The sequence below is a fragment of the Bacillus sp. 3103sda1 genome (genome assembly GCF_024159135.1).
In the GTDB taxonomy this organism is placed as follows: domain Bacteria; phylum Bacillota; class Bacilli; order Bacillales; family Bacillaceae_G; genus Bacillus_A; species Bacillus_A rhizoplanae.
In genome coordinates this window covers 3890109-3916333 of the sequence record NZ_JAMYWS010000001.1, presented here as the reverse complement: position 1 = coordinate 3916333, position 26225 = coordinate 3890109, and the positions used below count along the sequence as shown (strand labels likewise).

Here is a 26225-nt window from a genome sequence, read left to right as displayed (position 1 = left end):
TTACTGCCCGCCAATAGCGGGATAAAGAAGGATTGTAAGTACGAAAGAATCGTGGGCAGAGAAATCTGCCTGCTTTTTTTCTTGCTGCCAATTTCGTACACTAAAAAGTAAGAAGCAAAGGGGGAGAAAAAATGGGAGAACTTTGGTATGGCGGAAAGATTTATACAATGGAAGAAGAAGGAACGACCGTAGAAGCTGTTTACGTAGAAAATGGTAAGATTATTGCTATTGGAATGAAAGAAGATTTAGAAGCTCGTTATCATCCGGAGCAATTATTTGATGTAGAAGGAAAAACAATGCTCCCTGGTCTTGTAGACAGTCATATGCATCTTATTGGACACGGGGAACGATTGCTTCGCTTAGATTTATCAGCATGTACATCTTATCAAGAAGTGTTAAATCTTGTTGCTGAACGAGTAAAAATAGCCAAGCAAGGAGAATGGATTATTGGAGAAGGCTGGAATGAAAATAACTTTACAGATCGGAAAGACATACATAAACGTGATTTAGATGTTCTGTCACTTCATCATCCTATTTTATTGAAACGCGTTTGTCGTCATGTGACTTTGGTAAATTCCTATATTCTTGATAAAGCAGAGATTATGCAGGATAGAGAAGATCCGAAAGGCGGGAAAATTGGGCGTGATAAAACTGGTGAATTCACAGGTTTATTGTACGAACAAGCGCAGGATTTGATTGCTCATATTCAACCAGAAATCGATGCAGCGTATTTAACAAACGCATTGAAAACAGCCATTCAAGATTGTTGGAAATACGGGTTAGTTGGTGGTCATACAGAAGACTTAAACTATTACGGTGGTTTTCAAAAAACATATAAAGCTTTTGCAGAAGTGATTCGAGATATGCCGTTTAAAGCACACCTTCTTGTTCATCATGAGGTGGCGCATGAACGGAAGTGCTATGAGAATACACATTATATTGAGTTTGGAGCAATGAAAATCTTTTCGGATGGTTCCTTTGGCGGACGAACAGCGCTGCTTAGTGAACCATATGAAGATGCAAAGGAAACAAATGGAGTTGCCATCTTTTCACGTGATGAGCTGGCGCTACTTGTAAAACAAGCGAGAGATTTCCATATGCCTGTTGCAATTCATACAATTGGTGATTTATCACTTGAATATGTGATAGATGTGCTCGAAATGCATCCACCAAAGGAAGGGCAGCGTGATCGTATTATTCACTGTCAGCTTGTGCGTGAAGAGTTAATCGATCGCATGAAGAAGCTCCCTGCAATTTTAGATCTTCAACCTGTCTTCGTTTCTTCCGACTTTCCATCTGTTATTGAAAAACTAGGAAAACAGCGTCTTCGTTATGCGTATGCCTGGAAAACACTTCTTCATGCTGGCTTGCACTGTGCGGGCGGTTCGGATGCACCAATCGAGCAGGTGAACCCGCTTTTAGGGATATACAGCGCCGTAACAAGGAAAAGCTTTGTAGATGGAAACTGTTACATACCAGAAGAAAGGTTAACAGTATTTGAAGCCGCTTCGCTATTCACAACAGGAAGCGCATATGCAATCGGAAAAGAAGAAAGCCGGGGGAAAATTGCTGCAGGATATGAAGCGGATTTTACTATATTAGACAGAGATATATTTGACATTCAAGAAGAGGAAATAAAAGAGGTAGATGTTGTAATAACGGTTGTAGATGGTGAAATTGTATATAAAAAATAGAGGCGGCATATGCCGCCTCTATTTTTTATAAAAACGTTCTTTGTACTTTTTCCCAGAACGAGTTATTTTTTAGTTTTACTGTTTTAATTTGTTTATCGCTTAAACGAACAACTGCTTTTTCAACTTGTTTAATACTTAATGCTTCGTTATCCATGCCCATGACAGGATAATCTTTTCCATTTGGAGCTAATTTTAATGTCAATGTACGATTGCTACTTAAAATAAATGGAGAACCAAGTGTACGGTACGTATTGTTATTTAAAGAAGCAAGTTCACTCACTTGGAAACATGGAATTAATGGATCCACAACAGCTCCGTGTAGTGATTTATTATACGCCGTGCTTCCAGTTGGTGTAGAAACGACTAAGCCATCGCCTCTGAATGTTTCAAAGTATAAGTCATCAACGTACACATCTAGTACAAATGTTTTAATAACGCTAGAGCGCAGTGAAAATTCATTTAAGCAATAAAAAGATGTATCGTGATCAACTGTTATTTGAATTGTTGGATATCTTCTTACTTCAATTTCATTTTTTGTGATTTCTTGAAGGGCGCTATCGACATGGTCAATGTGGAAGTCACAGTAAAAGGAAATATCATCTGTTGTCGAAACCCCTGCGTATAAACAATCTTCACGAAATCCTGTTTTTCTGACAGCTTGCAAGAATGTACCGTCGTCGCCAACACTAACGATGGCATTTGCATGTTTTGGATGGTCTAATATTGTAAATCCATTTTCTTCTAAAATGTCGTATACTGGTTTCATTTTTTCGACAAGTGTTGCTTTATCATCACCGTAAAAGAAAAATAAATTGCGACGATCTGCCATTTTGTATCCCTCCATGCAGTAAATAATATGTTCGAATATTATATTTCGATAAAAAGTATCAAAAGTCCTTCTATTTTTTAGAAAAATCTATATTTTCAATTTTGTTTATTCTTTTCATATTGTGTCGATAATGGATACGGAATGAAAGGATGGTACGATGAAGTGGCTTGCGATTGGAATTGGAATACTTATTTTGTTCGTCTTGCTTATTTTGTTATCGAAATTATCGCTGAAAATTAGTTTGTTATATACAGAAACAGAAAAACAGTGTTTATTTCAAGTGAAAATATGGATGATTCATTATACGTTTGATGTACTTGAGCGGATAGAGAAACAACAAAAGAAAACAGATCAAAAAATTGAAAAAGCAGGAGAAGAGGGCGGAACAGAAGATAAGTTTGTAGCAATGCTTGACAGTATGGCCGAGGTTATAAAAAGGATGCAAGAAATCCATACTATGATGAAAGGTTTTCTTCAAAAAGTGAAAATCAAAAATTGGAGATGGCGTTCGCAAGTTGGAACAGGTGATGCAGCGAGCACTGGAGTTATAACAGGTTATGTATGGTCAGTAAAAGGAATGATTGTTGGTGCTGCTGGAAATTACATGGAAATTATCGATGCGCCTCAGCTTGAAGTTACTCCAATTTTTCAAGGGAAAACTGTGGCATCACATTGTGAATTAACAGCTTCATTTCGTATATACCGTGCAGTGAAAGCGGCAATTCGTATATTTGTATTTTTGAAACAACAAGGAGTTATTGCTACAGATAATGCAATGCAACAATGAACATAGGAGGGATTATGTGGAACATCCAATTCAAGGATTGATGACAACAGCGATGCAACATTTAAATCATATGATTGATGTAAGCACAATCGTCGGTGATCCAATTCAATCGCCAGATGGAAGTGTCACCTTACCGGTTTCTAAAGTAAGTTTTGGCTTTGCGGCGGGCGGGAGTGAATTTGGTAAACTTGAAAACAATAATCGCCATCCATTTGGCGGTGGTAGTGGGGGCGGCGTTTCCATTAATCCAATTGCTTTTCTCGTTGTAAATAGTGAAGGTGTGAAAGTGCTTCACTTAGATAAACAGACGCACATACTTGATAAAGTAATGGAATTAGCACCGCAAGCAGTCGATAAAGTGAAAGAAATGATGAACACACAAAAAGATGAACAGCCGGAGTATGAAATATAGAAAGAAGAAGCTAATCGAGTGATTAGCTTCTTTTTTCATAAAACAGAACGATTCATTTGCATTCTGTTTGCTGAACATCTATCATTTACACTGTACATATTTTGTTTTAGAAAAGGGAGGATTTTTAAATGGCAAACGTAACGTTTAAGGGAAACCCAATCACTTTAGTTGGAACAGAAGTTAAAGTAGGCGACCAAGCGCCTAATTTTCAAGTATTAGCAAATGACCTATCTCCAGTAACTTTAGAAACATACAAAGGTGCAGTGAAATTAATTAGTGTTGTACCATCTATCGATACAGGTGTATGTGATGCGCAAACTCGTCGTTTTAACGAAGATGCAGCTGGTATTGAAAATGCAAAAGTATTAACAATTAGCGTTGATTTACCATTCGCTCAAAAACGCTGGTGTGCAGCTAACGGTTTAGAAAATGTTGTAACGCTTTCTGATCACCGTGACCTTTCTTTTGGCGAAGCATACGGTGTTGTAATGAAAGAACTTCGTTTACTTGCACGTGCAGTATTCGTAGTAGATAGCAACGACAAAGTTGTTTACGTAGAATATGTAAGCGAAGGTACAAGCCATCCAAATTACGAAGCAGCATTAGAAGCAGCAAAAGCTGCAAAGTAATGTGAAGAGTAAAAAGCGACCTCTTGTGAAAAGAGGTCGCTTTTTCTTTTGGAAAGAATTTAGAGTGTGGTATGATATAAGTTATGTGTATTTTAGTTTTAAGGAGGAATTTTCGTGAGTTCAACAGTAGAAACATTATTTTCTATCTTTGATTCTTCTGCCGTAATTTTACGTAAAGAATTAGACATAACCTATTTAGAAGCGCTTGTAGAAACAGGCGATAATTTATTTGAAGGAACAATTTTACAAGAAGGATTAGAACAGCCAACAATTGAACGACTAGAGCGTGAATATAGTAAGTTTAATGAAGAAAACTATAAAGGCGAAGAAATTCGCAAAGCGTTTCAACTTGCCATCTTAAAAGGAATGAAAGAAGGCGTACAAGCAAATCATGAAATGACGCCAGATGCGGTTGGTATGTTTATGAGTTATTTATTCCAGAAATTTATGAAGGATCATAAGGAAATGACTGTTTTAGATCCTGCAGTTGGAACGGGAAATTTATTAACGACAATCTTTAACGGTTGCCCAGAAGGTACAAACGTGAGCGGATTTGGGGTAGATGTAGATGATTTGCTTGTTAAGCTTGCTTTAGTTAATGCAAATTTACAAAAACAAGCAGTTGAGTTTTTCAATCAAGATGGCTTAGCTCCCCTTTATATTGATCCAGTTGATGTAGTTGTGTGTGATTTACCAATTGGCTATTATCCAAACGAAATTGGTGCAAGTGAATATACTTTAAAAGCAGATGAAGGCATGTCTTATGCACATCATCTTTTTGTTGAACAAAGTGTAAAACATACAAAAGAAGGCGGATATTTATTTTTCTTAGTACCAAATTTCATATTTGAAAGTGATCAAGCGCCAAAACTTCATGCATTTATTAAAGAAACATGTTTTGTACAAGGGCTACTACAGCTACCTGTTTCCATGTTTAAAAACGAAAAAAATGCAAAAAGTATATTTGTTCTCCAAAAGAAGGGACAAGACATACAAATGCCAAAACAAGCGTTATTAGTAGAATTACCAAAATTCTCAAATATGACAGCGATGGAGAATATTATGAATCAAATTAATGGTTGGTTCGCTAAACAAAAGTAAACAATGTTTATATGTAACAGGTATATACTAATATATAGTACAGTTTTATAGTGTTTACAAAATTCAGTAATATATATAAGAACAAAAATAAGAATTATAAAATCTGTAATATAAAAAAAATCTTTGTGTTACAATTTTTTCACTTGAAATATATGTCGTACGATGTTTAAATTAAAATCGTGAGTATAAAACTTCTGTCGGTAAAACGCTTGTGTTAGCTGGCAGCTAGTTGAAGACATAAAATTGAGCGGTTTGTGGAAGGATTCCACACGGCTAACAAGAGAAAAAGGGGCGAAAGACTAGATGTCAAAAATCATCGCGATTAATGCAGGAAGCTCTTCCTTGAAATTCCAATTATTTGAAATGCCAAGTGAAACAGTATTAACAAAAGGTTTAGTAGAACGTATCGGTTTAGAGGATAGCGTATTTACAATTACTGTGAACGGTGAGAAACAAACAGAAGTAACAAATATCCCAGACCATGCAGTTGCGGTTAATATGCTTGTAAATAAATTAACTGAAACAGGTATTATCAAATCTCTTGATGAGATTAGCGGTACGGGTCACCGTGTTGTACACGGCGGTGAAACATTCCCAGATTCTGTTCTAATTGATGACAAAGTATTAGCAGATATCGAAGCTTTAAGTGAGTTAGCACCACTTCATAACCCAGCAAACGCTATTGGTATTAAAGCGTTCCGAGAAATTCTTCCGAACGTACCTGCAGTAGCAGTGTTCGATACAGCATTCCACCAAACAATGCCGGAAGAATCTTTCTTATACAGCTTACCTTACGAATACTATGAGAAATTCGGCATCCGTAAATACGGTTTCCACGGTACTTCTCACAAGTACGTAACAGAGCGTGCAGCTGAATTATTAGGCCGTCCACTTGAAAGCTTACGTTTACTTTCTTGTCACTTAGGTAACGGTGCAAGTATCGCAGCTGTTGAAGGCGGAAAATCAATCGATACATCTATGGGCTTCACACCACTTGCTGGTGTAACAATGGGTACACGTTCTGGTAACATTGACCCTGCGTTAATTCCATACATTATGGAAAAAACAGGACAATCTGTAGACGAAGTTCTTGACGTATTAAACAAGAAAAGTGGTATGTTAGGTCTTTCTGGATTCTCTAGTGACTTACGTGACATTGAACAAAAAGAAGAAGAAGGAAATCACCGTGCAGAAGTAGCACTAGACGTATTTGTAGGCCGTATCCACAAATATATCGGCTCTTATGCAGCTCGCATGAAAGGTGTAGACGCAATCATCTTTACAGCTGGTATTGGTGAAAACAGTGCATTAATTCGTGAGCGTGTATTAGAAGGTCTTGAGTTTATGGGCGTATACTTCGATGCGAAACGCAACAATTTCCGTGGTGAAGAAGCATTCATTAGCTTCCCACACTCTCCAGTAAAAGTAATCGTAATTCCAACAGACGAAGAAGTTATGATTGCTCGTGACGTAGTACGTTTTGGAAATATTGGTTAATATATGATAAAAAGACGGGATGATTCCCGTCTTTTTGTATTATTTTTTTGAAAGTAGCTCTGTTAATCCGTTTGGGTATAATGTTTTTTCTCCTTGCAAAAATGTTTCAATGGGAACCCATACACCGTAGGAGATGTTCTGTCCTTCTGTTATTGTGAATCGACCCTTTCTATAAAGCGATTTGTTTGAGAAGCAGACAGAATACAATTGGACTAGTTCATGTCCAATTGTATTTTCTATTTGAAAGATGTTTTCTAAACAGCCCAAATATACAACGATTTCCACAGAGACTCCAAGTTCTTCTTCGAATTCTCGGATAACAGTTTGCGTTGCATACTCTCCAAATTCAATACTTCCGCCAAGTGGTCTATAATAATAGCCCTCACCACTTTCATGTTTTCCTTTATATTCTTCAACAAGGATACAATGATTGTGTTCAATAATACCTAAGGCTTTTGCACGTGGATACATAACGTTCCTCCCATTTTTTATTATGACGCATTTAAAGTTAACAAATTTTTCAGAAAAAAACAGGCGTTCTTTCTCTTCTAGCAAATATGTTACAATGTAGAAAAAATAATCCAAGGGGTTGTTTGTATGCTGTCAAAGCGAGAAGAACGAATTTTATATGATATGAAAAGCTGGGAGCAGCAATTAGTGCAACAAGAATCAACGGATTTCCAGAGAATGTTTGATAAGTGGTTGAACGGCACATTTTCTAAGCTGCCAGAAAAAAAACGAAATGAATTTTTTTCGAAAGCAGATGGATGGCTCTTTCATCTGCACGCATTTATTCAAAGTTCGCAATCACAGCTCGATGCACGGGGACGTATTTTAGGCACAGCACGTTTATTTGATGATTCCGTTGAACATATTGAAGACATGAAAACATTATCGATTGATCAATTAACATACATAGCAGAACAGCAAACAGCTCGTCATCGTTTATATTCTTTCGTGCAAGGAGGAGTAACAGGAATTGGTGGCTTTTTATTATTAAGTGCAGATTTACCAGTACTGGTTGCCTTAAATGTGAAAGCAGTGCAGCTAATCGCCACATCATTTGGTCATGATGTGAATAAACCGTACGAAATGATGCTAGCGTTAAAAGTATTCCATGCAGCCATATTGCCAGCGCACTTGCAGCAGTATGCTTGGTACAACTTACTGCAAGAGTTAGAACAAGAAGAAGCGGCTCCATTCTTCTATGAGGGAGAAGAGGAAGTACTAAATCCAGCATCTGTACAAGTACTACTAAAACAAATTTTGAAAACGTTCATTATTTATTCGCTGCGCCGCAAGTTGTTTCAAGGTGTACCAGTACTTGGGATTGCGGTTGGATCAACGGCGAATTATCGGTTAACACGGAGCATAACAGAATTTGCAAATCGATTTTATCAAATGCGTTATTTACGCCAAAAAATATAAAAAGCGAAAGGCAGCCGCCTTTCGCTTCTTAGTTTGTTGCATGTTGTTTTGATAATGGAATTGCCACTGGTTTCTTTTCCTTTGCTGGATAGTAGATTAAATCTAGTACTTTCGCCTGCACGGCAAGGGAAAGAATCGTAAAGGCAATTTCAGTCCATGATAAATAATATAATGAAAGTGCAATGACAATTGCGTCAAAAACGAAGAAAATTTGCCCAATTGTAAAGCGTGTTTTTTTGCTTAATACAATGGTTAAAATGTCATCTCCGCCTGTTGCACCACCGAATCGTAAAATAAAACCAAGTCCAATCCCAGCTAATGCACCGCCCACTACTGCAGCTACAAATAAGTGATTCGATAAATCCACCGTGAACGGAGAATAGTTTTCCATTAAAGAATAAAATACTCCGAATGAAACGGAACCAACAAATGAATAACCGACCATTTTTTTACCTAAAAATGTAGCACATAGTAAAATGACAGGAATATCCATTAAAACAGTTGAAATTGACGGTGAAATGTCAAAAAAGTTTTGTAAAAACAGTGCGATTCCTACAAAGCCACCTTCTGTTAAGTGATTTTGAAACTGAATGTGGTATAGCGCGACAGCTAAAATAAATGAACCAAGTAAAACCATAAAAATTTCTTTAATAATTTGTCGACTTTGGATGTTTTGGATGTTCTCCATCGTTATTCCTTCTCTCCGTAGTTAGTAGTTTTTTGTTTTTTCATAAACTAACTACGCCTACATAGCAGCAGTTAGTTTACATACGTCTAACTACGCTATATATCACTGAAGAAATAACGAATAATCCTCTCGTCCATCAATTCTCCCTACTTTCGTTTTAGTTTAGGTCTGAAACAGACTAAACAAAACGCTACGTGTAAGAAGAGTCTTTTCGTTGCCAAATTATCCTTCGGGCAATCATAATTTCCCCACTCTCGTATTTTTTTCGCTAGACAAAGTATCTAAGCAAAAAAATACGCTACGTGTAAGATTCGTCTTTTCGATGCCACATGCTCCTTCGAGCGATCATGATATCTAAATCCTTTCTATAAAAGATTATATTCTATTATATCATACTTTTTTTAAATGTATGTTCTTGGAAATCGACAATGGGCAACGAAAAACCTACATACTTCGTAAATATGGGAGCTTTAGTTGAAATTCATGTGAATTTTGCTGAAAAATGGTGCGATACAAAAATATTTTCCGTCGAAAGGGTCTCTGTATGAAAAAGTAAACTTTGTCGATTTTTCTGTAAAATTTACTTTAATTAATTACAAAATGTTTATTTTAAATAAAATATTTTGTATTATTCGAATAATATTATCTATGGTGACTGGAGAGATTTGTATGAAAACGATAGATATACAAGAAAGGATGGAGGAAAAAAGGAAGGAACTAATTGAACTTGTAAGAGAGTACGGTTTTTATCATGATAAAGTAATTGTATGTAGTCAAGAATTAGATAGTTTAGTATATCTTTTGATGGAAAGTATTATATACACAGAGAAGGCGTCTCATATGTCTGAAAAGAAAAATACGATTACCACTACATGTTTAACGGAATAGACAAGAGCGTATTTTCCATTATTATAATATAAATATATTTTAACTAGTTTTACGTTGTAACTTACCGTATTTGAACAAGTCGACGACGCTATTGTTTACCTATATTTGAAAGCGTTTGCGAAATACGTACAAAGGGGAACGGAAAGCAAAAAAGGATAGAACTGTTTTATCCCGCATTAACGGGCGGTTATCCCTCACCTCGAGAATCTAAGAAGATAGGTGAGGGATAACCGCCCGTTAAATCCCGATTGGTTCAACTAACCATCAGTGGGGGGGCACTGATGAAAGTTTCACTTTATAAAATTATTAAGTCGTTGAGGAAATATTCTCAACGACTTTTTTATTCCACTATTCGCAGGCGGTAAGACCTATACTTCAATATTCAGAGAGAAGCGAGGGAGATAGGTGGGGGATGAAGAAAACCCCCACTGATGGAAGTTTCGCTTTACTGATGTGCTTTTCCTGCAGATACATTTTGAGTTAGACGATACCAAAGCCAAAGGTCGTTAATAATGGAAGCGAGATCCGCAATTTCTGTATTGAGTCTACAAGAAATTTCAAAGTTTTCTTCGTTATTTAACCCGTGTTGTTTCGTGTTAATGATATGTTCAAGTTCTTTAATTCGATCTGGTATTTTCCCGCGAATTTGCTCCCACTTTAATAAAATTGTATGTTGCACTGTTTCAGGTATATCCTCCCATTCTTCTTGGAAATCAGGTAGTTCAATACCTAGGTGTTCGTTATATGTGAAATATTGTTCCATACATTGTCCCCTCCATTTTCTGTCTTCATTGTATCGAAAAAGAGAAAGAACTTCGACGAAATTGTTTTAAAAATAATTATGAATATCCCTTGCAACATTTTGTGAAAGGTGATAAATTATGAATTAATATTAATAACAATGAATAATTATTCTTTAGGGGGATATAAAATGGAGAACAAAAAAGTTGTATTAGCATATTCCGGAGGTCTTGATACTTCCGTTGCGATTAAATGGTTACAAGAAAAAGGATACGATATTATTGCACTTTGTTTAGATCTAGGGGAAGGAAAAGATTTAGAGTTTGTAAAAGAAAAAGCATTGTCCGTCGGAGCAATTAAATCTTATATGATTGATGTTCAAGAAGAGTTTGCGAACGAATATGCATTAAAAGCACTGCAAGCTCACACGTTATATGAAGGGAAATATCCACTTGTATCTGCATTATCTCGTCCGTTAATTGCTAAGAAATTGGTAGAGATTGCAGAGATGGAAGGTGCAAGTGCAGTTGCACATGGATGTACAGGAAAAGGAAATGACCAAGTACGTTTTGAAGTTTCTATCCAAGCGTTAAATCCGTATTTAGAAGTGATTGCACCGGTGCGTGAATGGAAATGGTCACGTGAAGAGGAAATTGCGTATGCAAAAGAAAACAATGTACCAATTCCGATTAACTTAGACAGCCCGTTTTCAATTGATCAAAACTTATGGGGACGCAGCAACGAATGTGGAATCTTAGAAGATCCATGGGCAGCACCGCCAGAAGATGCATATGAAATGACGTTAGCATTAGAAGATACACCAAACAAACCCGAATTTGTAGAGATTGGCTTTGAAGCAGGGGTGCCAACGACATTAAATGGCGTATCATATTCACTTTCAGAGTTAATTAAAACGTTAAACGCTCTTGCTGGTAAGCACGGGGTTGGCCGCATCGACCATGTAGAAAATCGTCTTGTTGGTATTAAGTCACGTGAAGTGTATGAATGTCCAGCGGCGATGACATTGATTACTGCACATAAGGAATTAGAAGATTTAACACTTGTAAAAGAAGTAGCACATTTTAAACCGATGATTGAACAAAAATTAACAGAGTTAATTTATAACGGTTTATGGTTCTCGCCTTTAAAAGATGCTCTTGTTGCCTTTTTACAAGAAACGCAAAAAAATGTAACAGGTACAGTACGTGTGAAATTATTTAAAGGACATGCGATTGTAGAAGGACGTAAATCAGAGTATTCTTTATACGATGAAAAATTAGCGACGTATACAGTAGATGATGAATTTAATCACGATGCAGCGATTGGATTTATTTCATTATTTGGTTTACCAACAAAAGTATACAGCCAAGTGAATCAAAAGAAGGTGGAGGCATGAGCAAACTTTGGGGCGGCCGTTTTACGGAACAGGCTGAACAGTGGGTTGAGGAGTTTGGAGCTTCCATCTCCTTTGACCAGCAATTAGCAGTAGAAGATATACAAGGAAGTATGGCCCATGTTACGATGCTTGCGAAATGCGGTATCGTAACGGCTGAAGAAGGAGAGAAAATTAAAAACGGCTTGCAGTATTTACTTGAGAAAGCAAAGAAGCAAGAGCTTACGTTTTCTGTTGAAGCAGAAGATATTCATTTAAACATTGAAAAGATGTTAATTCAGCATATTGGTGAAGTTGGCGGTAAGCTGCATACAGGAAGAAGTCGTAACGACCAAGTAGCAACGGATATGCATTTGTATTTGCGAAATGAAGTGCAAGGCATCATCGAGGCAGTGAAACAAGTGCAAATTGCACTTGCAGGACAAGCTGAAGAACATATTGAAACAATTATGCCAGGGTATACGCATTTGCAGCGTGCACAGCCAATCTCTTTTGCCCACCATCTCCTTGCATACTTTTGGATGTTAGAGCGCGATGCGAATCGTTTTAAAGATTCGTTAAAACGTATTAACATTTCTCCGCTTGGAGCCGGGGCACTTGCTGGGACAACATTCCCGATTGATCGCGAGTATAGTGCACAGTTGCTCGGTTTTGAAGGAATATATGAGAATAGCTTAGATGCAGTAAGCGACCGTGACTTTATTCTTGAATTTTTAAGTAATGCTTCTATATTAATGATGCATTTATCACGTTTTTGTGAGGAACTTATTTTATGGAGCAGTCAAGAATTTCAGTTTATTGAAATGAGCGATAGTTATGCAACGGGTAGCAGCATTATGCCGCAAAAGAAAAATCCGGATATGGCAGAGCTTATTCGCGGGAAAACAGGAAGAGTATACGGCAACTTGTTTAGCTTATTAACAGTTATGAAGGGATTGCCGCTTGCTTACAATAAAGATTTGCAAGAAGATAAAGAAGGTATGTTCGATACGGTAAATACAGTAAAGGGCTGTTTACATGTAATGGCAGGCATGCTTGAGACGATGACGGTGAAAAAAGATAAAATGGCAAAGGCTGTCACGCAAGATTTTTCAAATGCGACAGAGATTGCAGATTATTTAGCGAGTAAAGGGTTACCGTTTCGTCAGGCACATGAAATTGTAGGAAAACTTGTCCTTCATTGTATTAACGAAGGTGTTTATTTGCTAGATTTACCGTTAACAACCTACCAAGAGATGAGCTCGTTATTTGAGGAAGACTTATATGAAGTGCTTTCACCATATGCAGCAGTAAAACGAAGAAACAGTGCAGGTGGTACAGGATTCGCACAAATTGAACAGGCACTTCAAAAAGCAAAAGAGATAGTAGAAAATCCCGTGAACATGTAATGTTTCACGGGATTTTTCATGATTGTTACATATATTCAATTAATGTACTTTCTAATGCATACGATCTTTGTAGGGATGTTGTTTTTCGTTTACGGCTTGTAGCAGTTCCAAACATAATATTTTCAGGGTCTAAGCTATGCGTTCGATAAGAGTTTCTATCTGGATTTTTTCCTTGTAGTTTTCGGTGGGAATAGAATAAGATATGTCCGAGTTCGTGCGCAAGTGTATTTTCTAGCGAAGATTTTGTAAGGATAATATGGTTGAAGCGGCTTTTCGTCGTGAAGGAAGAGAACGTTCGTCCTGTCGTATTACTCGAGAGGTGCCTTGCATTTGTATAGAATATTGAAATACTATTTGGATTTGGAAAGAGATATTTTCTTTCACGAAATAATCGCTGTATATTTTTGCTTTGTCTTTTACGAAATGAAGTATCATTCGTTTGAACAGAAAAATTTTTCAGCGTTGTGATACTTGTGATAATAAAGTCTATGTTCCATATTTTGGTTGCTAACGCAACTTGCTGCTTAATTTGTTTTTCAGTTACATTACAGCCGGGAAGAGTAAATATACATAAGTTCATAATCGGAGTAGCGGATTTGCTTTTTCTTTTATTCTCATCACTCAAAAACATCACACCTTTATGCTTGGACATATATATAATGTATGCATAAAGAAAAGGGTTGCTTGTACGCTGCAAGCAACCAGTCGCCTATATTTTTTCATGTTCGTATTTATGCTTTCCTTCTGTAATGCGAATATATTCTATATCCATTAAATCGCGAAAAAGTGCACCGTGACTTAACTCTACACCATGTTTTTCTTTGAAGTGGGCACAAATTTTTTCTACCATGTCAATTTCTTGTCCGTTTAAATCCAGTATAATACGTTCATGACTTTCCATGCCGTTTCCCTCATTTCCTTTTTTCTTAGCATAACCTTACAGAATCATCTTATCCTGCTATTTTAGGGCAGTAAGACGATTAAGAGAAAAGCGAAGAAGATAGGTGGACCCCCACTGATGGAAGTTTCACTTTATTTTAAAGCAAATAAAAAAGCACCAAGCTCATGAAATAAAAGCTTGGTGCTGCTTCATTACAGGTATTAAATTTCTCCTTGCTCTTCTTCACCGCGAACAACAAGGACATCGCATTTTGCATAGCGAATAATATGTTCAGAGACGCTGCCGATTAAGAAACGCTCTACTGCGTTTAAACCAGTTGCACCGCACATAATTAAATCAACGTTGTGCTTCGGTGCGATATCTTTCGAGATTTTTGATTTTGGATTACCGAATTCTAATACAGTTTCTATTTTTGTAAGTCCTGCTTCTAGTGCAGTCTTTTTGTAGTCTTCTAATAGATCTTCTGCAAATAAGTTTGCACGTTCTGCAATAGCGCGGCTATATGCTTCGACTGCAGAGTAAGCTTTGACGTCAACGATATGGGCGATTGTTAATGTAGCGTTGTTACGCTTCGCTACTTGAATGGCTTTTTTGAATGCTTTTTCAGCTTCTTTAGAACCATCGACTGCAATTAAAATATTTGTATATGTAGTATTCATGAACGATTCCTCCCAATTATAAAAGTGTTATAACTCTTTACACTTTTATTATAAAGTAAATTATGGAAAAAAGTATGTCAGAAACGTTACAGAATTTTGAAAAATCTGTTCAAACTTTTTAGTTGTAATTGTTCGAAGAAGTTGTTACATATGAATTATAGCAAGAAAAAAGGAGGCTTATTTTTGTGAGACATGCGCTCATTACAGCCGGTACAAAAGGTTTAGGGAAGCAAGTAACAGAGAAATTATTAGATAAAGGATATTCGGTAACAGTAACGTATCGCAGTGATATACAAGCGATGGAAAAGTTACAACAGCAATATAAACATCTTGCACATCGTATGCAATTTGTACAAGCGGATGTAACGAAACAAGAAGATTTACATAAAGTAGTAATAAAAGCGATGGAGCGTTTTGGTCGTATTGATTTTCTGATTAATAATGCAGGTCCTTACGTATTTAAACGTAAAAAATTAGTTGAGTATAAAGATGATGAATGGAATGAAATGATTCATGGTAATTTAACGGCAGTTTTTCATTTATTAAAGCTTGTTGTACCGATTATGCGACAGCAGAAATTTGGCCGCATTGTGAATTACGGATTTCAAGGAGCGGATAGCGCGCCGGGATGGATGTATCGTTCCGCATTTGCAGCTGCAAAAGTCGGACTAGTTTCACTCACAAAAACGATTGCCTATGAAGAAGCAGAATACGGTATTACATCAAATATGATATGTCCGGGTGACATTATTGGTGATATGAAAGAGGCAACAATTGCTATGGCACGTACGTTACCCGATCATCGTACACCAATTGGGCGTTCTGGTACAGGGGAAGATATCGCACGTGCAATTTCCTTTTTATGTGAGGAAGATTCGGACATGATTACGGGAACAATTATAGAAGTAACGGGAGCAGTTGACGTTATTCATCGATATCGTCAAAACTAGACAAATTCTATCGGACAACTTGCATTATTTTTGTCAAAAAATGCGAGATTATGGTAAAATATAAGAGAATAGAAAGCGCTTTATGAAAAGCGTATATGCTATGGCTATTCAGGGGTAATTTTATAATCTCAAGGGGGAATTTCCAATGCGTATCGGTGTACCAACAGAAGTTAAAAACAATGAAAATCGTGTGGCAATGACGCCAGCTGGTGTTGTTCATTTAATTCACAATGGTCATGAAGTTTTTGTTCAAAAAGGTGCTGGTTTAGGATCTGGTTTTACAGATGAAGCATATGTAGAAGCAGGTGCAACAATTGTAGAAACAGCACAAGAAGCTTGGAATCAAGAGATGGTTATGAAAGTAAAAGAGCCAATCGCAAGCGAATACGGCTATTTCCGCGAAGGCTTAATTTTATTCACGTATTTACACTTAGCTCCAGAACCAGAATTAACAAAAGCATTAATTGAAAATAAAGTAGTCGCAATTGCGTATGAAACAGTTCAATTAGACAACCGTTCTTTACCATTACTTGCACCTATGAGTGAAGTAGCTGGTCGTATGGCAGCGCAAATTGGTGCGCAGTTCCTTGAAAAAAATAAAGGCGGCAAAGGCATTTTACTTGCAGGCGTTCCAGGGGTAAAACGCGGAAAAGTAACAATTATCGGCGGTGGTCAAGCTGGTACAAATGCTGCTAAAATTGCAGTTGGTCTAGGTGCTGAAGTAACAATTATCGACTTAAGTGCAGAGCGTCTTCGTCAATTGGATGATATTTTCGGTAACCAAGTAGCAACATTAATGTCTAATCCGTATAACATTGCAGAAGCTGTAAAAGAATCTGATCTTGTTATCGGTGCAGTATTAATTCCAGGAGCAAAAGCGCCAAAACTTGTAACAGAAGAAATGATTAAATCTATGGAACCGGGTTCTGTTGTAGTCGACATCGCAATCGACCAAGGCGGTATTTTTGAAACAACTGACCGTATTACAACACATGACAACCCAACTTACGAAAAACACGGCGTAGTTCACTATGCAGTTGCAAATATGCCTGGTGCAGTTCCACGTACGTCAACTCTTGCGTTAACAAACGTAACAGTACCATACGCAGTACAAATCGCAAACAAAGGCTACAAAAAAGCTTGCTTAGATAACAGTGCCTTATTAAAAGGTATTAATACATTAGATGGCTACGTAACATTCGAAGCAGTTGCAGAAGCACATGGTTTACAATATGCAGATGCGAAAGAGCTTCTTGAAAAAGCTCCTGCTTTATCATAAGAAAGAATACACAGCGGCTGCCCATTGGATAGCCGCTTTTATTATGGTTTCATCCGTGCTCGTGCAGTTTCTCGTTGGCTACTTACAGGAAGAGGCTCCCCTGCTTTTGCTAAACCGAATAAGGGCATATTTGCATATACACTCTCGTATTGACCTTTCTCAACAACAAATGTTTCATGAAAAATGCCAACCGTTTCAGTTTTGGAAGCTTTTTGGTTAAAATTTTTCCATGCTTTTAAATGTAAGGAAGCGTGACGTGCATAGTGTTCAAGGTCTTCAAATGATTTCCAATATTGAATTTGTACAATTGTGCGGCCGGTGAAGAAAGATTCTGTGCTGAGAAAACCGAGTTCTTTATTTTCATATAGTTCTTTTAGCATTCCACCCATTGCTAGCGCTACGGGCAACCATTTCGAAACAGCAAATAGCTTATTAATGCGCATACCAATCACAAACACTACAAATGAATCGTCCATCTGTGCAGTATAACGTCCAGGTATTACAGGTTTCATCATTCATCCCTCTTTTACTATGGATTTAATATGTTTAAATGAAGGTCATACATTTCCATTACATTTTGAGTTTGAAAGACATGAGCTGTTAAATAGGCGCCGTAAAAAATAGAGTGTAATAGTTTCACAATCTGTGAAATGTCCATCTTGAGTGTAATTTCTCCTGCAGCTTTTCCTTCTTCCACGCAGTTTGCAAATACTTCATTCAAATTTGGAATGAGCTTTCGAACTTGTTCTTCTTTTCCGGGATATAATAGATGAATTTCTGCATCGGTTAAATGAGGCATACAAGGATGCATTTTTTCTTCTGAGAGAAATGCAATCAAACTTAACATCAGTCCAGGTTTTTCTTTTGCATATTCTGAAACTCCTTCAAAAACATGGTGTAGTGCGGTCAGTCCTTTTTTGTTTGTTTCTTTCAGCTCCAACATACGATCCGTTAACCATAACCTCATAAAATAAATAAGAATGTCTTCTTTTCGGGAGAACATTTTAAAAAATGTCACCTTTGAAATTTCTACTCGTTCGCATAATTCTTCAACGTATACTTCTCGAAATGATTTTTCTCCAATGATGTCTAATGCAGTGTGAAATAGCTTGATTTTTGTTCGTGCTTTTTTGATTTCTCGTAGCGGTAATTTCTCTTTCATTACTATGCTCCTTGTTAGTAAAAATTAACTCTTATTAATAAATTAACACGAGTTAACTTTTGAATCCACACTATAATTCTAATTTTTCTGATAGATAAGAAAAATGTTTGGTATGATGAAATTAGAAGAAATAGTAAAATACTTGGATAATGAGTAAGAGGGAGATAAATATGAAGAATGAACTTACAAAAGAATTAAACTTAGAAAAAGTCAACTTATTAGAGATGACAAGAAATATTACGGAGCAGTATAAAAATTTTGTTGTTTCAGATGTAAATAACCACTGTTTACGCATCGCGGTATTTATAGGAGAATATGATTGGCATTTTCATTCGAATTCAGATGAATTATTTATGGTATTAGAAGGAGAGTTATTGATTGATTTTCAAGATCGAGAAACGATTGCCTTAAAGCCAAATGATACGTTATGCATTCCAGCGGGGACGATTCATCGGACAAGAGCATTGAAGCGTACTGTAAACCTTTGTTTTGAAGACGTAGATGCCGATACGGTTATCGTGGAGAATGTATGAAGAGTTTCTCATTATGATATGTTCAAAAGAAAAATGGAAGTTCTTTAAGGGCTATTATATATGAACTTATCAGTGCTATCACTGTGGGAATTGCGATATCGGGTATGCATTACGCAGAAATGGCTGCCGTATCTTTTTGCTTACCTTCAGCTTTAAACGCGCAGTACGAGGAGTGTAGTAGATGGGAAAAATAATAAACAGGTGGCATATATGCCACCTGTTTATTATTTTACAAACTGTAATTCTTTCGGGAATTTCGTTAAAATTTCCACGCCATCTTTCGTTATATAAACATCATCTTCAATACGAACGCCGCCTACGTTTGGTACGTAAATACCTGGCTCGATCGTGAAGACCATTCCTTCTCGTAATGGAGAGTTGTTGCCTTCTTTTACATCTGGATATTCGTGGACGCTAATACCAAGTCCATGACCAAGGCGGTGCGGGAAGAAGTCGCCGTAGCCAGCATCTGCGATAATAGAACGAGCAGCACGGTCGATTTCACTAAATGTCACGCCCGGTTTACATGATTCAACTGCATGTAATTGACCTTTTAATACAGTGTCATAAATGCGTTTTTGTTCGTCTGAAATTTCGCCAAAAGCAACTGTACGCGTAATGTCAGAGCAGTAACCATCGATAATAACACCTAAGTCAAATAGGACGAAATCACCGCGTTGAATTTTATTTGCACCTGGTACACCGTGCGGAAGGGCGGAATTTGCACCTGTTAATACCATTGTGTCAAAGGACATTTTATGAATGCCTTTTTTCTTTAATTCATGCTCAATTATCGCTAATACTTCAAGTTCACTGCGATTCTCTTGAATTGCATCTACCCCAACTTCAATTGCATAATCAGCCATAGCAGCAGCTTGGCGTAAAATCGCAAGCTCTTTTTCATCTTTAATTAGGCGAAGTTCACGTACTTTTTCTTCAGCGGGTTTGAAAGATGCTTTTGGGAATAATTGTGATAAGTGCTCGTAGCGTTCTACATTTAAATGTTCTTTTTCAATTGCAACTGCATTTGCATCAATGCCGCGTGCTTTGATTGCTTTCGCGATCATATCCCATGGATTGTCTGTATCTGTAAAACCGATAATTTCGTGAGTCCAGCCAGCACTTCTTACTTTGTCTTCTTCCATCTTCGGACAAATTAACATCGGTTCTTTTTCTTGGAATACAAATAGACCGAGTAGTCTTTCATGCGGTTCGCAGTGGAAGTTCGTCATATAGAAGACGCTCGGTGTAGAAGTTAAGAATGCAGCTTCTGTATTTTTTTCTTGTAACCATTGCATTAATTTTTCTAATCTAGTATTCATATATCTGCACCTCCGAAATTTCAATTACATGTATAACTTTACATCGAACGAAAGCGTTATGACAAGCAAATCGATGTTTGAAAAGACAGGAAATTGCGAAATCGTGTAGAATAGAAGGTGTGGATATGAATAAGGGAGGTAATGAAAAGATGAAAGTATCTTATCACGGTCATTCAGTTGTAAAGATTGAAACGAACGGAAAGGTTATTTTAATTGATCCATTTATTACAGGTAATCCGAAAACAGATTTAAAAGTAGAAGAGGTAACAGTTGATGCAATTATCCTTTCTCATGGACATGGTGATCACGTTGGGGATACAGTAGAATTAGCAAAAAAACATAATGCAGTTGTTATTGCACCGTTTGAGCTTGCGACATTTTTAGGTTGGAAAGGTGTAAATACACATCCAATGCATATTGGAGGTTCTCATGCATTTGAATTCGGAACAGTGAAGTTTACACAAGCATTTCATGGTTCTAGCTATGTTGATGAAGAAAATCAAACGATTACATATACAGGTATGCCAGCAGGGATTGTATTTACTGCAGAAGAAAAAACAATTTATCATGCCGGAGATACAGCGTTGTTCTCGGATATGAAATTAATTGGTTCTCGTCATACAATTGATGTGGCATTTTTACCAATTGGAGATAACTTTACAATGGGTCCAGAGGATGCCGCGTTAGCTGCAGAATGGATTGGAGCGAAAATTGTTGTGCCAATGCACTATAATACCTTCCCAGTTATCGAACAAGATCCGCATCAATTTGTAGAAAAATTAACCGGTAGTGTAGGGAAAGTGCTACAAGCAGGAGAAACAATTGAATTGTAAAAAAGAAACCTTCATTTTGCGCGGCAAAGTGAAGGTTTTTACATGTGGGAAGGACATAATGTAAATGTTGGATTTGTTATATTATTTTTAGATTGTAATCTATGTGTTTCTGTTTCAGTTACTTCGTTGATTTTGATTGCTACTTTCTTTCCATCCACGAACGCTAACAATACCGCGCCAATTATTTCTAAAATTTTTTTCATATCATATCGCTCCTTGTCTCTCATTTCTTGTCTTTATTGTACGATAAGAAAATGAAACAAACTATCGAATAAGATGACAAGGAAATTACATAATTGTAAGAAACATGTATCCTTTTGTTATAAAAAAATTAGTACAGATATATAAACATACAGTGTAACAGTTTTGAAAATATAGTATACTAAAAAGATAACACATGAAGAATTTAGGGAAAAGAAAGTATGGTGAAACTACTTGGCTACGAAACACAACCAAATTTTAGAATATATCAACAGTTTGCCAATTGGGCATAAAATTTCTGTGCGCCAAATTGCAAAAGAGTTGAGCGTAAGTGAAGGAACGGCATATCGGGCGATTAAAGATGCGGAAAATAAAGGCTATGTAAGTACAATTGAACGGGTCGGGACAATTCGTATTGAACAAAAAAAGAAAGAAAATATCGAAAAGCTAACATTTGCAGAAGTTGTTAACATCGTGGATGGTCAAGTACTTGGTGGTAGGGAAGGTTTACATAAAACGTTAAACAAGTTTGTAATCGGGGCAATGAAGCTAGAAGCGATGATGCGCTATACGGAAGCTGGGAATTTACTTATTGTCGGAAACCGTACACAAGCACATCAATTAGCGCTTGAAGAAGGAGCAGCTGTACTGATTACAGGTGGATTTGATACAGAAGAGCATGTGAAGAAATTGGCAGATGAATTAAAGCTGCCGATTATTTCGAGCAGTTATGATACATTTACAGTAGCAACGCTTATTAACCGTGCTATTTATGATCAGCTTATTAAAAAAGAAATCGTTCTTGTTGAAGATATTTTAACACCAATTGAAGAGACGGTATATTTACAGCCAAGTGATACAGTGGAAAAGTGGCATAGATATAATGAAGAAACGATGCATGGCCGTTATCCGATTGTAGATGAAGCAAATAAAGTGCTTGGCATTGTAACGTCCAAAGATATGATTGGTGTAGTAAAAGAAACACCAATTGAAAAAGTAATGACAAAACAGCCGATTACTGTCAACGGAAAAATGTCTGTTGCAGCAGCGGCACGTATGATGGTGTGGGAAGGAATTGAGCTTCTTCCAGTTGTTGATGATAGCAATACATTGCAAGGGATTATTAGTCGTCAAGATGTGCTGCAAGCGCTCCAAATGATTCAGCGCCAGCCGCAAGTTGGGGAAACGATTGATGATATTGTAACGAATCAATTTATGAATCCGAAAGAAGCAAAACAAGATTCTGCTTATCATTTTTCTGTCACACCACAAATGACAAATTCAATAGGGACTTTGTCATACGGCGTCTTTACAACAATTGTGACAGAAGCAACAAATCGTGTGCTTCGTGCCCAGAAAAAAGGTGACGTCATTGTTGAGAATTTAACGATTTACTTTGTAAAGCCGGTTCAAATTGATAACGTTGTGTCCGTCTATCCAAAAGTGCTAGAAATTGGACGTAAATTTGGTAAAGTTGAAGTAGAAGTACGACATGAAGGAAATGTTGTTGGAAAAGCATTGCTCATGGTTCAATTGATTGATCGTTAAGGAGGGGAAGCTGTCTGAAAGGACAGCTTTTTTGTATAAATAAATATCTTCATTTTTCATCCGGTATGTTATTATGGGAAATAAAGGAAGTGATGTGTATATTATCTGCTGGTATCTTTTTCGGGAGCATTGCTATCCTCTACTTTTTTATCATGATTCCAATCTAATACTCTTATATATCTGGCGTCAACTACCCACCACTTAAACGCTGACACGTTTTGAAGTGGGGGCTTGAAAAAAGCCCTAGTTGTCTAGCCTCAGTCTTTTGTGGACTCCGTTCGTAGGTTGCATACCCAAGAATGATTCCCTAGTTCTTGGCTCTATGGTGGCTCTGTAACAGTTCTGATTGGGAAGGAACGGTCAACCACAAGTCTTCTTGTATAAGAAGTTGCCAACACCTACAAACATTGGCGAAGGGAAACAAACTCTTAGGAGGGACAAAACATGCGTGTATTTGTCAAGAATTTACGAGGAGAACCACTCATGCCTTGCAGTCCTCGTAAGGCACGGCTTCTTCTCAAACGAGGAAAAGTAAAGATTATTGGACACACTCCGTTTACAATTCAATTACAATATGCCACAGGTGAAACGGTGCAACCCGTCACAATCGGCGTTGACAGCGGAGCAAAGCATATCGGCATTTCGATTACAACTGAAGACAAAGTGCTAGCAAAAGGAACCATTGAGTTACGTCAGGACATCAAAGAAAATCTTACACTGAGAGCTACATTACGCAGAGGTAGAAGACAACGAAAAACAAGATATCGAAAAGCACGTTTTCTCAATCGAAAAAAGAAAGAAGGATGGTTGCCACCATCGATTCAAAGTAGAGTGGATAACCAAATTCATTGGATTGAAATATTCAAGTCACTCTTACCTTCACCAAAAGTAATTGTCGAAGTAGGGAAATTTGATGTACAAAAACTAAAAAATCCCGATATACAAGGAACAGAATATCAACAAGGGGATACCTTTGGCTTTTGGAATACGAGATATTATGTATTCGCAAGAGACAATTACACCTGTCAAATTTGTAAGAAGAAAGGTGGTATTTTGCATACGCATCATATCATCGAACGATGCAATGGCGGTTCAAATATGGCAGATAATCTTGTAACAGTGCATGATGAATGCCATCAAAAATTTCATCAAGGGAAAATCAAACACAGTTTCAAAAAACCAAAACAATATAAAGAGACTGCTTTTATGAATATATTGCGTTTACAAATCATGAATCATTTAGATTGTGACATTACGTACGGCAGTTACACCACACCGAAGCGAAAAGAATTAGGTTTATCAAAAACACATGTAAATGACGCGATTGCGATTACCCATCCAACACAAATACAAGAATATAATCAAAGCGGTGAGTTTCGAATTAAGCAATTTAGAAAGAAAAAACGCTCCCTGCATGAAGTAACCGCAAGAAAAGGAAGGAAAACAAAGAATACAAGTGCAAAACGGAACAAGAAAAATACACCACATATAGATGGAATCTATTTAGGTGATAAAGTAAAGGTATTTGGACAAGTAGGATCTGTGACAGGATTTACAGGGAAAATGGTGTACGTACAAGATATAAATGGACAATATATACAAAATCCTGCGAAATCTTATAAGCAAATGAAGGTATCGGATATAGAACGTATACACCATACGAACAATTGGCAGTTCTTACAAATCAGTTAGGCTATGCCTAACCGAAATTCATCCCCACCTTATCGCTGGGCTCTTGCACGTCACGCGCTTGAAGATGGGGACTTCTTTCGGAAATACGTTAAAAGAAAGAATGAAAAAAACAGGTCTCACACAAAGTGAGTTATACGAAAAGATGTCATTTGAAGAAGAACAAGCGCATTTCAATTTGCAAGGGAATTTGTTTAATTTACCGTCGGCTATTGTTGCGAGTCTTATATATAAATTGCGCCATCGTTAGTAAGTGTCTTTATTTTAAGACAAGTCCTAATGACTATATTGTAGCAATAATAAAAAATATAAAAAGGCCGGTCTCACTATTGATGAGCCGGCTTTTTTGTATAGTATGTGGGCATTTCATTTCGTTAGGTTGGTGGGAATCTCTACACATGTCTCTAAACTAAAAACGGGATTATCCTTGTTTCTTTTCAATATACATGCAATGGGGAATATGATTTCATCTAGATGTACCTTGTCCTACTCAAGACAAAAGCTTTGTAACGCCTGTCGTTTTTCCTTTGTTAAACCGAACTCATGAGCAAAGTACGTATCAAGGTTTCCATACGTATTCGTAATAGATTGGAAAACACCTTCTAAAAACTCCTCTTTTACTCCAAGCAGCTGTTCCATAATTTGAAGACCTCTGTCATCCAAATGCGCTGAAATTTGCTTCAATACCTTTTCGTTAAACTCTTTCATCGTTTCATTTGTCAATAAATAATCTTCCATAACAGTTTCTTTTGGAACTCCAAGCACAGATAAAATAAGAGCAGCACCAACGCCCGTACGATCCTTTCCAGCGGCACAATGATGTAATAACCCCAAATTATTTGGGTCTTGGATAACTTGCATCAATCGTTTGTAAGATGGATTGTTTAGCGGAAGTTTGGAATACACCTCCCACATAATATCTAAGTTAAGATTTTTGAAGAAATTATTTCTAGCCATTTCTTCGATCGTGCCGAATTGATTATTTTGCTCTGATGCCGGGATACGTTCGTATGCCACGTTTGAAAGGATAGGATCGGGCTTATTTTGTGCTTCCAGCTCATCGCGATAATCAAAAATGTATTTAATGTTTAATGTTTGTAAGAAATTCATATCTTCATCTGTCAAACCTGTTAGTTCGTCTGAACGGAAAAAAAGTCCAAGTTTTACTGTACGGCCATCGTATGTTTTATAGCCGCCCATGTCACGAAAGTTATGAGCTCCAATAAAGGGGATTACTCGGTTTGCAGGATATGTCGCATAACGAGTTGCTGTTGTGATTTCCATTAAAATAAACACCTCTTCTATTTGTAATTAAAAACACTTGCTTGGTGGAGAGTTGGATGATAACTTTCTCTTTTTCAGAGCAAGTTGTATACAAGCAGAATACTACCTAATTGTAAAAGAAATATTAAGGCTTTTTAAAGTTCTTGTAACTTTCGAATGTTAGATGCGTTGAAATAATATTTTGGGGTTTCCTTGTAGTTCAAAAACAGGTATTTTGTATACGAAAAGGATACACGGGAGTTATACATTTCTACAGCTAATCTAGAACTGGTTATGTGAAAGATAGGAAGAAATTATTTTAAAAAAAGCGTCCCATATTATCAGAAAAGAAAAAGAGAACGGGACGAAAGATTTATGATCTGACGTCCCAATAGATAAACAAGTAAAAT

Annotated in this window: 28 protein-coding genes and 1 pseudogene; 17 read left to right on the top strand and 12 right to left on the bottom strand. The window is 37.0% G+C overall.

Annotated features, from left to right (window positions below):
• Nucleotides 1-131 precede the first annotated feature (131 nt).
• Nucleotides 132-1694 (top strand): amidohydrolase, encoded by a 1563-nt coding sequence (locus tag NKR74_RS19660; RefSeq protein WP_253630566.1) that lies wholly within the window; start codon nucleotides 132-134, stop codon nucleotides 1692-1694.
• Nucleotides 1695-1719: 25 nt separating this feature from the next.
• Here NKR74_RS19660 and NKR74_RS19655 read toward each other — a convergent pair whose 3' ends face one another.
• Entirely contained in the window at nucleotides 1720-2523 is an 804-nt protein-coding gene (locus NKR74_RS19655; RefSeq protein WP_253630565.1) for an NAD kinase, read from the bottom strand.
• Between the two features lie 157 nt (nucleotides 2524-2680).
• Here NKR74_RS19655 and NKR74_RS19650 point away from each other — a divergent pair, with 157 nt between their 5' ends.
• From NKR74_RS19650 to NKR74_RS19630, 5 genes are all read left to right on the top strand, one after another.
• Nucleotides 2681-3310 carry a DUF2953 domain-containing protein gene (locus NKR74_RS19650; protein ID WP_253630564.1) on the top strand — a complete coding sequence of 210 codons (630 nt, stop codon included), beginning with the start codon at nucleotides 2681-2683 and terminating at the stop codon, nucleotides 3308-3310.
• A gap of 16 nt (nucleotides 3311-3326) precedes the next feature.
• A complete protein-coding gene (gene ytfJ / locus NKR74_RS19645) occupies nucleotides 3327-3722 on the top strand; it encodes a GerW family sporulation protein (protein ID WP_253630563.1) in 396 nt (131 codons plus the stop codon).
• Between the two features lie 128 nt (nucleotides 3723-3850).
• Nucleotides 3851-4351: a thiol peroxidase gene (gene tpx, locus NKR74_RS19640; RefSeq protein WP_098305412.1), complete on the top strand. Its 501-nt coding sequence runs from the start codon at nucleotides 3851-3853 to the stop codon at nucleotides 4349-4351.
• A 114-nt stretch (nucleotides 4352-4465) separates the two neighbouring features.
• The gene (locus NKR74_RS19635) at nucleotides 4466-5452 is read left to right on the top strand and encodes a class I SAM-dependent methyltransferase (protein WP_253630562.1); all 987 of its coding nucleotides are present in this window, start codon (nucleotides 4466-4468) and stop codon (nucleotides 5450-5452) included.
• Between the two features lie 303 nt (nucleotides 5453-5755).
• The gene (locus NKR74_RS19630; protein ID WP_098305408.1) at nucleotides 5756-6949 is read left to right on the top strand and encodes an acetate kinase; all 1194 of its coding nucleotides are present in this window, start codon (nucleotides 5756-5758) and stop codon (nucleotides 6947-6949) included.
• 39 nt (nucleotides 6950-6988) lie between these two features.
• Here NKR74_RS19630 and NKR74_RS19625 read toward each other — a convergent pair whose 3' ends face one another.
• On the bottom strand, nucleotides 6989-7420 hold the full coding sequence (locus NKR74_RS19625) for an NUDIX hydrolase (protein ID WP_253630561.1): 432 nt from the start codon (nucleotides 7418-7420) through the stop codon (nucleotides 6989-6991).
• 126 nt (nucleotides 7421-7546) lie between these two features.
• Here NKR74_RS19625 and NKR74_RS19620 point away from each other — a divergent pair, with 126 nt between their 5' ends.
• Nucleotides 7547-8377 (top strand): EcsC family protein, encoded by an 831-nt coding sequence (locus NKR74_RS19620; RefSeq protein WP_253630560.1) that lies wholly within the window; start codon nucleotides 7547-7549, stop codon nucleotides 8375-8377.
• A gap of 28 nt (nucleotides 8378-8405) precedes the next feature.
• On the opposite strand, the gene NKR74_RS19615 is transcribed toward NKR74_RS19620, so the two are convergent.
• A complete protein-coding gene (locus tag NKR74_RS19615) occupies nucleotides 8406-9056 on the bottom strand; it encodes a YitT family protein (RefSeq protein WP_098305497.1) in 651 nt (216 codons plus the stop codon).
• 678 nt (nucleotides 9057-9734) lie between these two features.
• On the opposite strand from NKR74_RS19615, the gene NKR74_RS24190 reads away from it, so the two are divergent.
• Nucleotides 9735-9953 carry an aspartyl-phosphate phosphatase Spo0E family protein gene (locus tag NKR74_RS24190; protein ID WP_098305402.1) on the top strand — a complete coding sequence of 73 codons (219 nt, stop codon included), beginning with the start codon at nucleotides 9735-9737 and terminating at the stop codon, nucleotides 9951-9953.
• 445 nt (nucleotides 9954-10398) lie between these two features.
• On the opposite strand, the gene NKR74_RS19605 is transcribed toward NKR74_RS24190, so the two are convergent.
• Entirely contained in the window at nucleotides 10399-10716 is a 318-nt protein-coding gene (locus NKR74_RS19605) for a radical SAM protein (protein ID WP_098305400.1), read from the bottom strand.
• Between the two features lie 168 nt (nucleotides 10717-10884).
• On the opposite strand from NKR74_RS19605, the gene NKR74_RS19600 reads away from it, so the two are divergent.
• Together NKR74_RS19600 and argH are read left to right on the top strand one after the other, a co-directional pair.
• Nucleotides 10885-12090, top strand: coding sequence for an argininosuccinate synthase (locus NKR74_RS19600; RefSeq protein WP_098305398.1), 1206 nt, complete (start codon nucleotides 10885-10887; stop codon nucleotides 12088-12090).
• Nucleotides 12087-13475 (top strand): argininosuccinate lyase, encoded by a 1389-nt coding sequence (gene argH / locus NKR74_RS19595; RefSeq protein WP_098305396.1) that lies wholly within the window; start codon nucleotides 12087-12089, stop codon nucleotides 13473-13475. Before NKR74_RS19600 ends, argH begins: the two co-directional genes overlap by 4 nt.
• A 25-nt stretch (nucleotides 13476-13500) precedes the next feature.
• On the opposite strand, the gene NKR74_RS19590 is transcribed toward argH, so the two are convergent.
• The 3 genes from NKR74_RS19590 to NKR74_RS19580 form a co-directional block, all read right to left on the bottom strand.
• Entirely contained in the window at nucleotides 13501-14100 is a 600-nt protein-coding gene (locus tag NKR74_RS19590; RefSeq protein ID WP_098305394.1) for a hypothetical protein, read from the bottom strand.
• A gap of 84 nt (nucleotides 14101-14184) precedes the next feature.
• Complete coding sequence (locus tag NKR74_RS19585; protein ID WP_098305392.1) at nucleotides 14185-14376, bottom strand: ProA domain protein; 192 nt, start codon at nucleotides 14374-14376, stop codon at nucleotides 14185-14187.
• Between the two features lie 200 nt (nucleotides 14377-14576).
• Complete coding sequence (locus NKR74_RS19580; RefSeq protein WP_098305390.1) at nucleotides 14577-15035, bottom strand: universal stress protein; 459 nt, start codon at nucleotides 15033-15035, stop codon at nucleotides 14577-14579.
• A gap of 150 nt (nucleotides 15036-15185) precedes the next feature.
• Between NKR74_RS19580 and NKR74_RS19575 the strand changes: the two are divergent.
• Both NKR74_RS19575 and ald read left to right on the top strand, forming a co-directional pair.
• Nucleotides 15186-15985: pseudogene (locus NKR74_RS19575) on the top strand (SDR family oxidoreductase).
• Between the two features lie 145 nt (nucleotides 15986-16130).
• The gene (ald, locus tag NKR74_RS19570) at nucleotides 16131-17264 is read left to right on the top strand and encodes an alanine dehydrogenase (RefSeq protein WP_098305386.1); all 1134 of its coding nucleotides are present in this window, start codon (nucleotides 16131-16133) and stop codon (nucleotides 17262-17264) included.
• A 41-nt stretch (nucleotides 17265-17305) separates the two neighbouring features.
• Here ald and NKR74_RS19565 read toward each other — a convergent pair whose 3' ends face one another.
• Together NKR74_RS19565 and NKR74_RS19560 are read right to left on the bottom strand one after the other, a co-directional pair.
• Nucleotides 17306-17776 carry a DUF4188 domain-containing protein gene (locus tag NKR74_RS19565; RefSeq protein WP_253630559.1) on the bottom strand — a complete coding sequence of 157 codons (471 nt, stop codon included), beginning with the start codon at nucleotides 17774-17776 and terminating at the stop codon, nucleotides 17306-17308.
• Nucleotides 17777-17793: 17 nt separating this feature from the next.
• Nucleotides 17794-18426: a TetR/AcrR family transcriptional regulator gene (locus tag NKR74_RS19560; protein WP_253630558.1), complete on the bottom strand. Its 633-nt coding sequence runs from the start codon at nucleotides 18424-18426 to the stop codon at nucleotides 17794-17796.
• 170 nt (nucleotides 18427-18596) lie between these two features.
• Between NKR74_RS19560 and NKR74_RS19555 the strand changes: the two genes are divergently transcribed.
• Nucleotides 18597-18959 carry a cupin domain-containing protein gene (locus NKR74_RS19555; RefSeq protein ID WP_253630557.1) on the top strand — a complete coding sequence of 121 codons (363 nt, stop codon included), beginning with the start codon at nucleotides 18597-18599 and terminating at the stop codon, nucleotides 18957-18959.
• A gap of 224 nt (nucleotides 18960-19183) precedes the next feature.
• Here the strand turns inward: NKR74_RS19555 and pepQ are convergent, their stop codons facing one another.
• Nucleotides 19184-20281: a Xaa-Pro dipeptidase gene (gene pepQ, locus NKR74_RS19550; protein WP_098305378.1), complete on the bottom strand. Its 1098-nt coding sequence runs from the start codon at nucleotides 20279-20281 to the stop codon at nucleotides 19184-19186.
• Nucleotides 20282-20430: 149 nt separating this feature from the next.
• On the opposite strand from pepQ, the gene NKR74_RS19545 reads away from it, so the two are divergent.
• Entirely contained in the window at nucleotides 20431-21114 is a 684-nt protein-coding gene (locus tag NKR74_RS19545; RefSeq protein ID WP_098305495.1) for a metal-dependent hydrolase, read from the top strand.
• A 38-nt stretch (nucleotides 21115-21152) separates the two neighbouring features.
• Here NKR74_RS19545 and NKR74_RS19540 read toward each other — a convergent pair whose 3' ends face one another.
• Nucleotides 21153-21317, bottom strand: coding sequence for a hypothetical protein (locus tag NKR74_RS19540; protein ID WP_098305376.1), 165 nt, complete (start codon nucleotides 21315-21317; stop codon nucleotides 21153-21155).
• Between the two features lie 232 nt (nucleotides 21318-21549).
• Here NKR74_RS19540 and NKR74_RS19535 point away from each other — a divergent pair, with 232 nt between their 5' ends.
• The 3 genes from NKR74_RS19535 to NKR74_RS19525 all read left to right on the top strand — a co-directional run bounded on the left by NKR74_RS19535 (nucleotide 21550) and on the right by NKR74_RS19525 (nucleotide 24802).
• Complete coding sequence (locus NKR74_RS19535; RefSeq protein ID WP_253630556.1) at nucleotides 21550-22863, top strand: CBS domain-containing protein; 1314 nt, start codon at nucleotides 21550-21552, stop codon at nucleotides 22861-22863.
• 444 nt (nucleotides 22864-23307) lie between these two features.
• Nucleotides 23308-24555 carry an RNA-guided endonuclease IscB gene (iscB, locus tag NKR74_RS19530; RefSeq protein WP_253630555.1) on the top strand — a complete coding sequence of 416 codons (1248 nt, stop codon included), beginning with the start codon at nucleotides 23308-23310 and terminating at the stop codon, nucleotides 24553-24555.
• A 64-nt stretch (nucleotides 24556-24619) separates the two neighbouring features.
• Complete coding sequence (locus NKR74_RS19525; protein ID WP_253630554.1) at nucleotides 24620-24802, top strand: DUF3949 domain-containing protein; 183 nt, start codon at nucleotides 24620-24622, stop codon at nucleotides 24800-24802.
• A 236-nt stretch (nucleotides 24803-25038) separates the two neighbouring features.
• Here NKR74_RS19525 and NKR74_RS19520 read toward each other — a convergent pair whose 3' ends face one another.
• Nucleotides 25039-25836, bottom strand: a complete 798-nt coding sequence (locus NKR74_RS19520; RefSeq protein WP_098305370.1) for a tyrosine-protein phosphatase — start codon at nucleotides 25834-25836, stop codon at nucleotides 25039-25041.
• Nucleotides 25837-26225 lie beyond the last annotated feature (389 nt).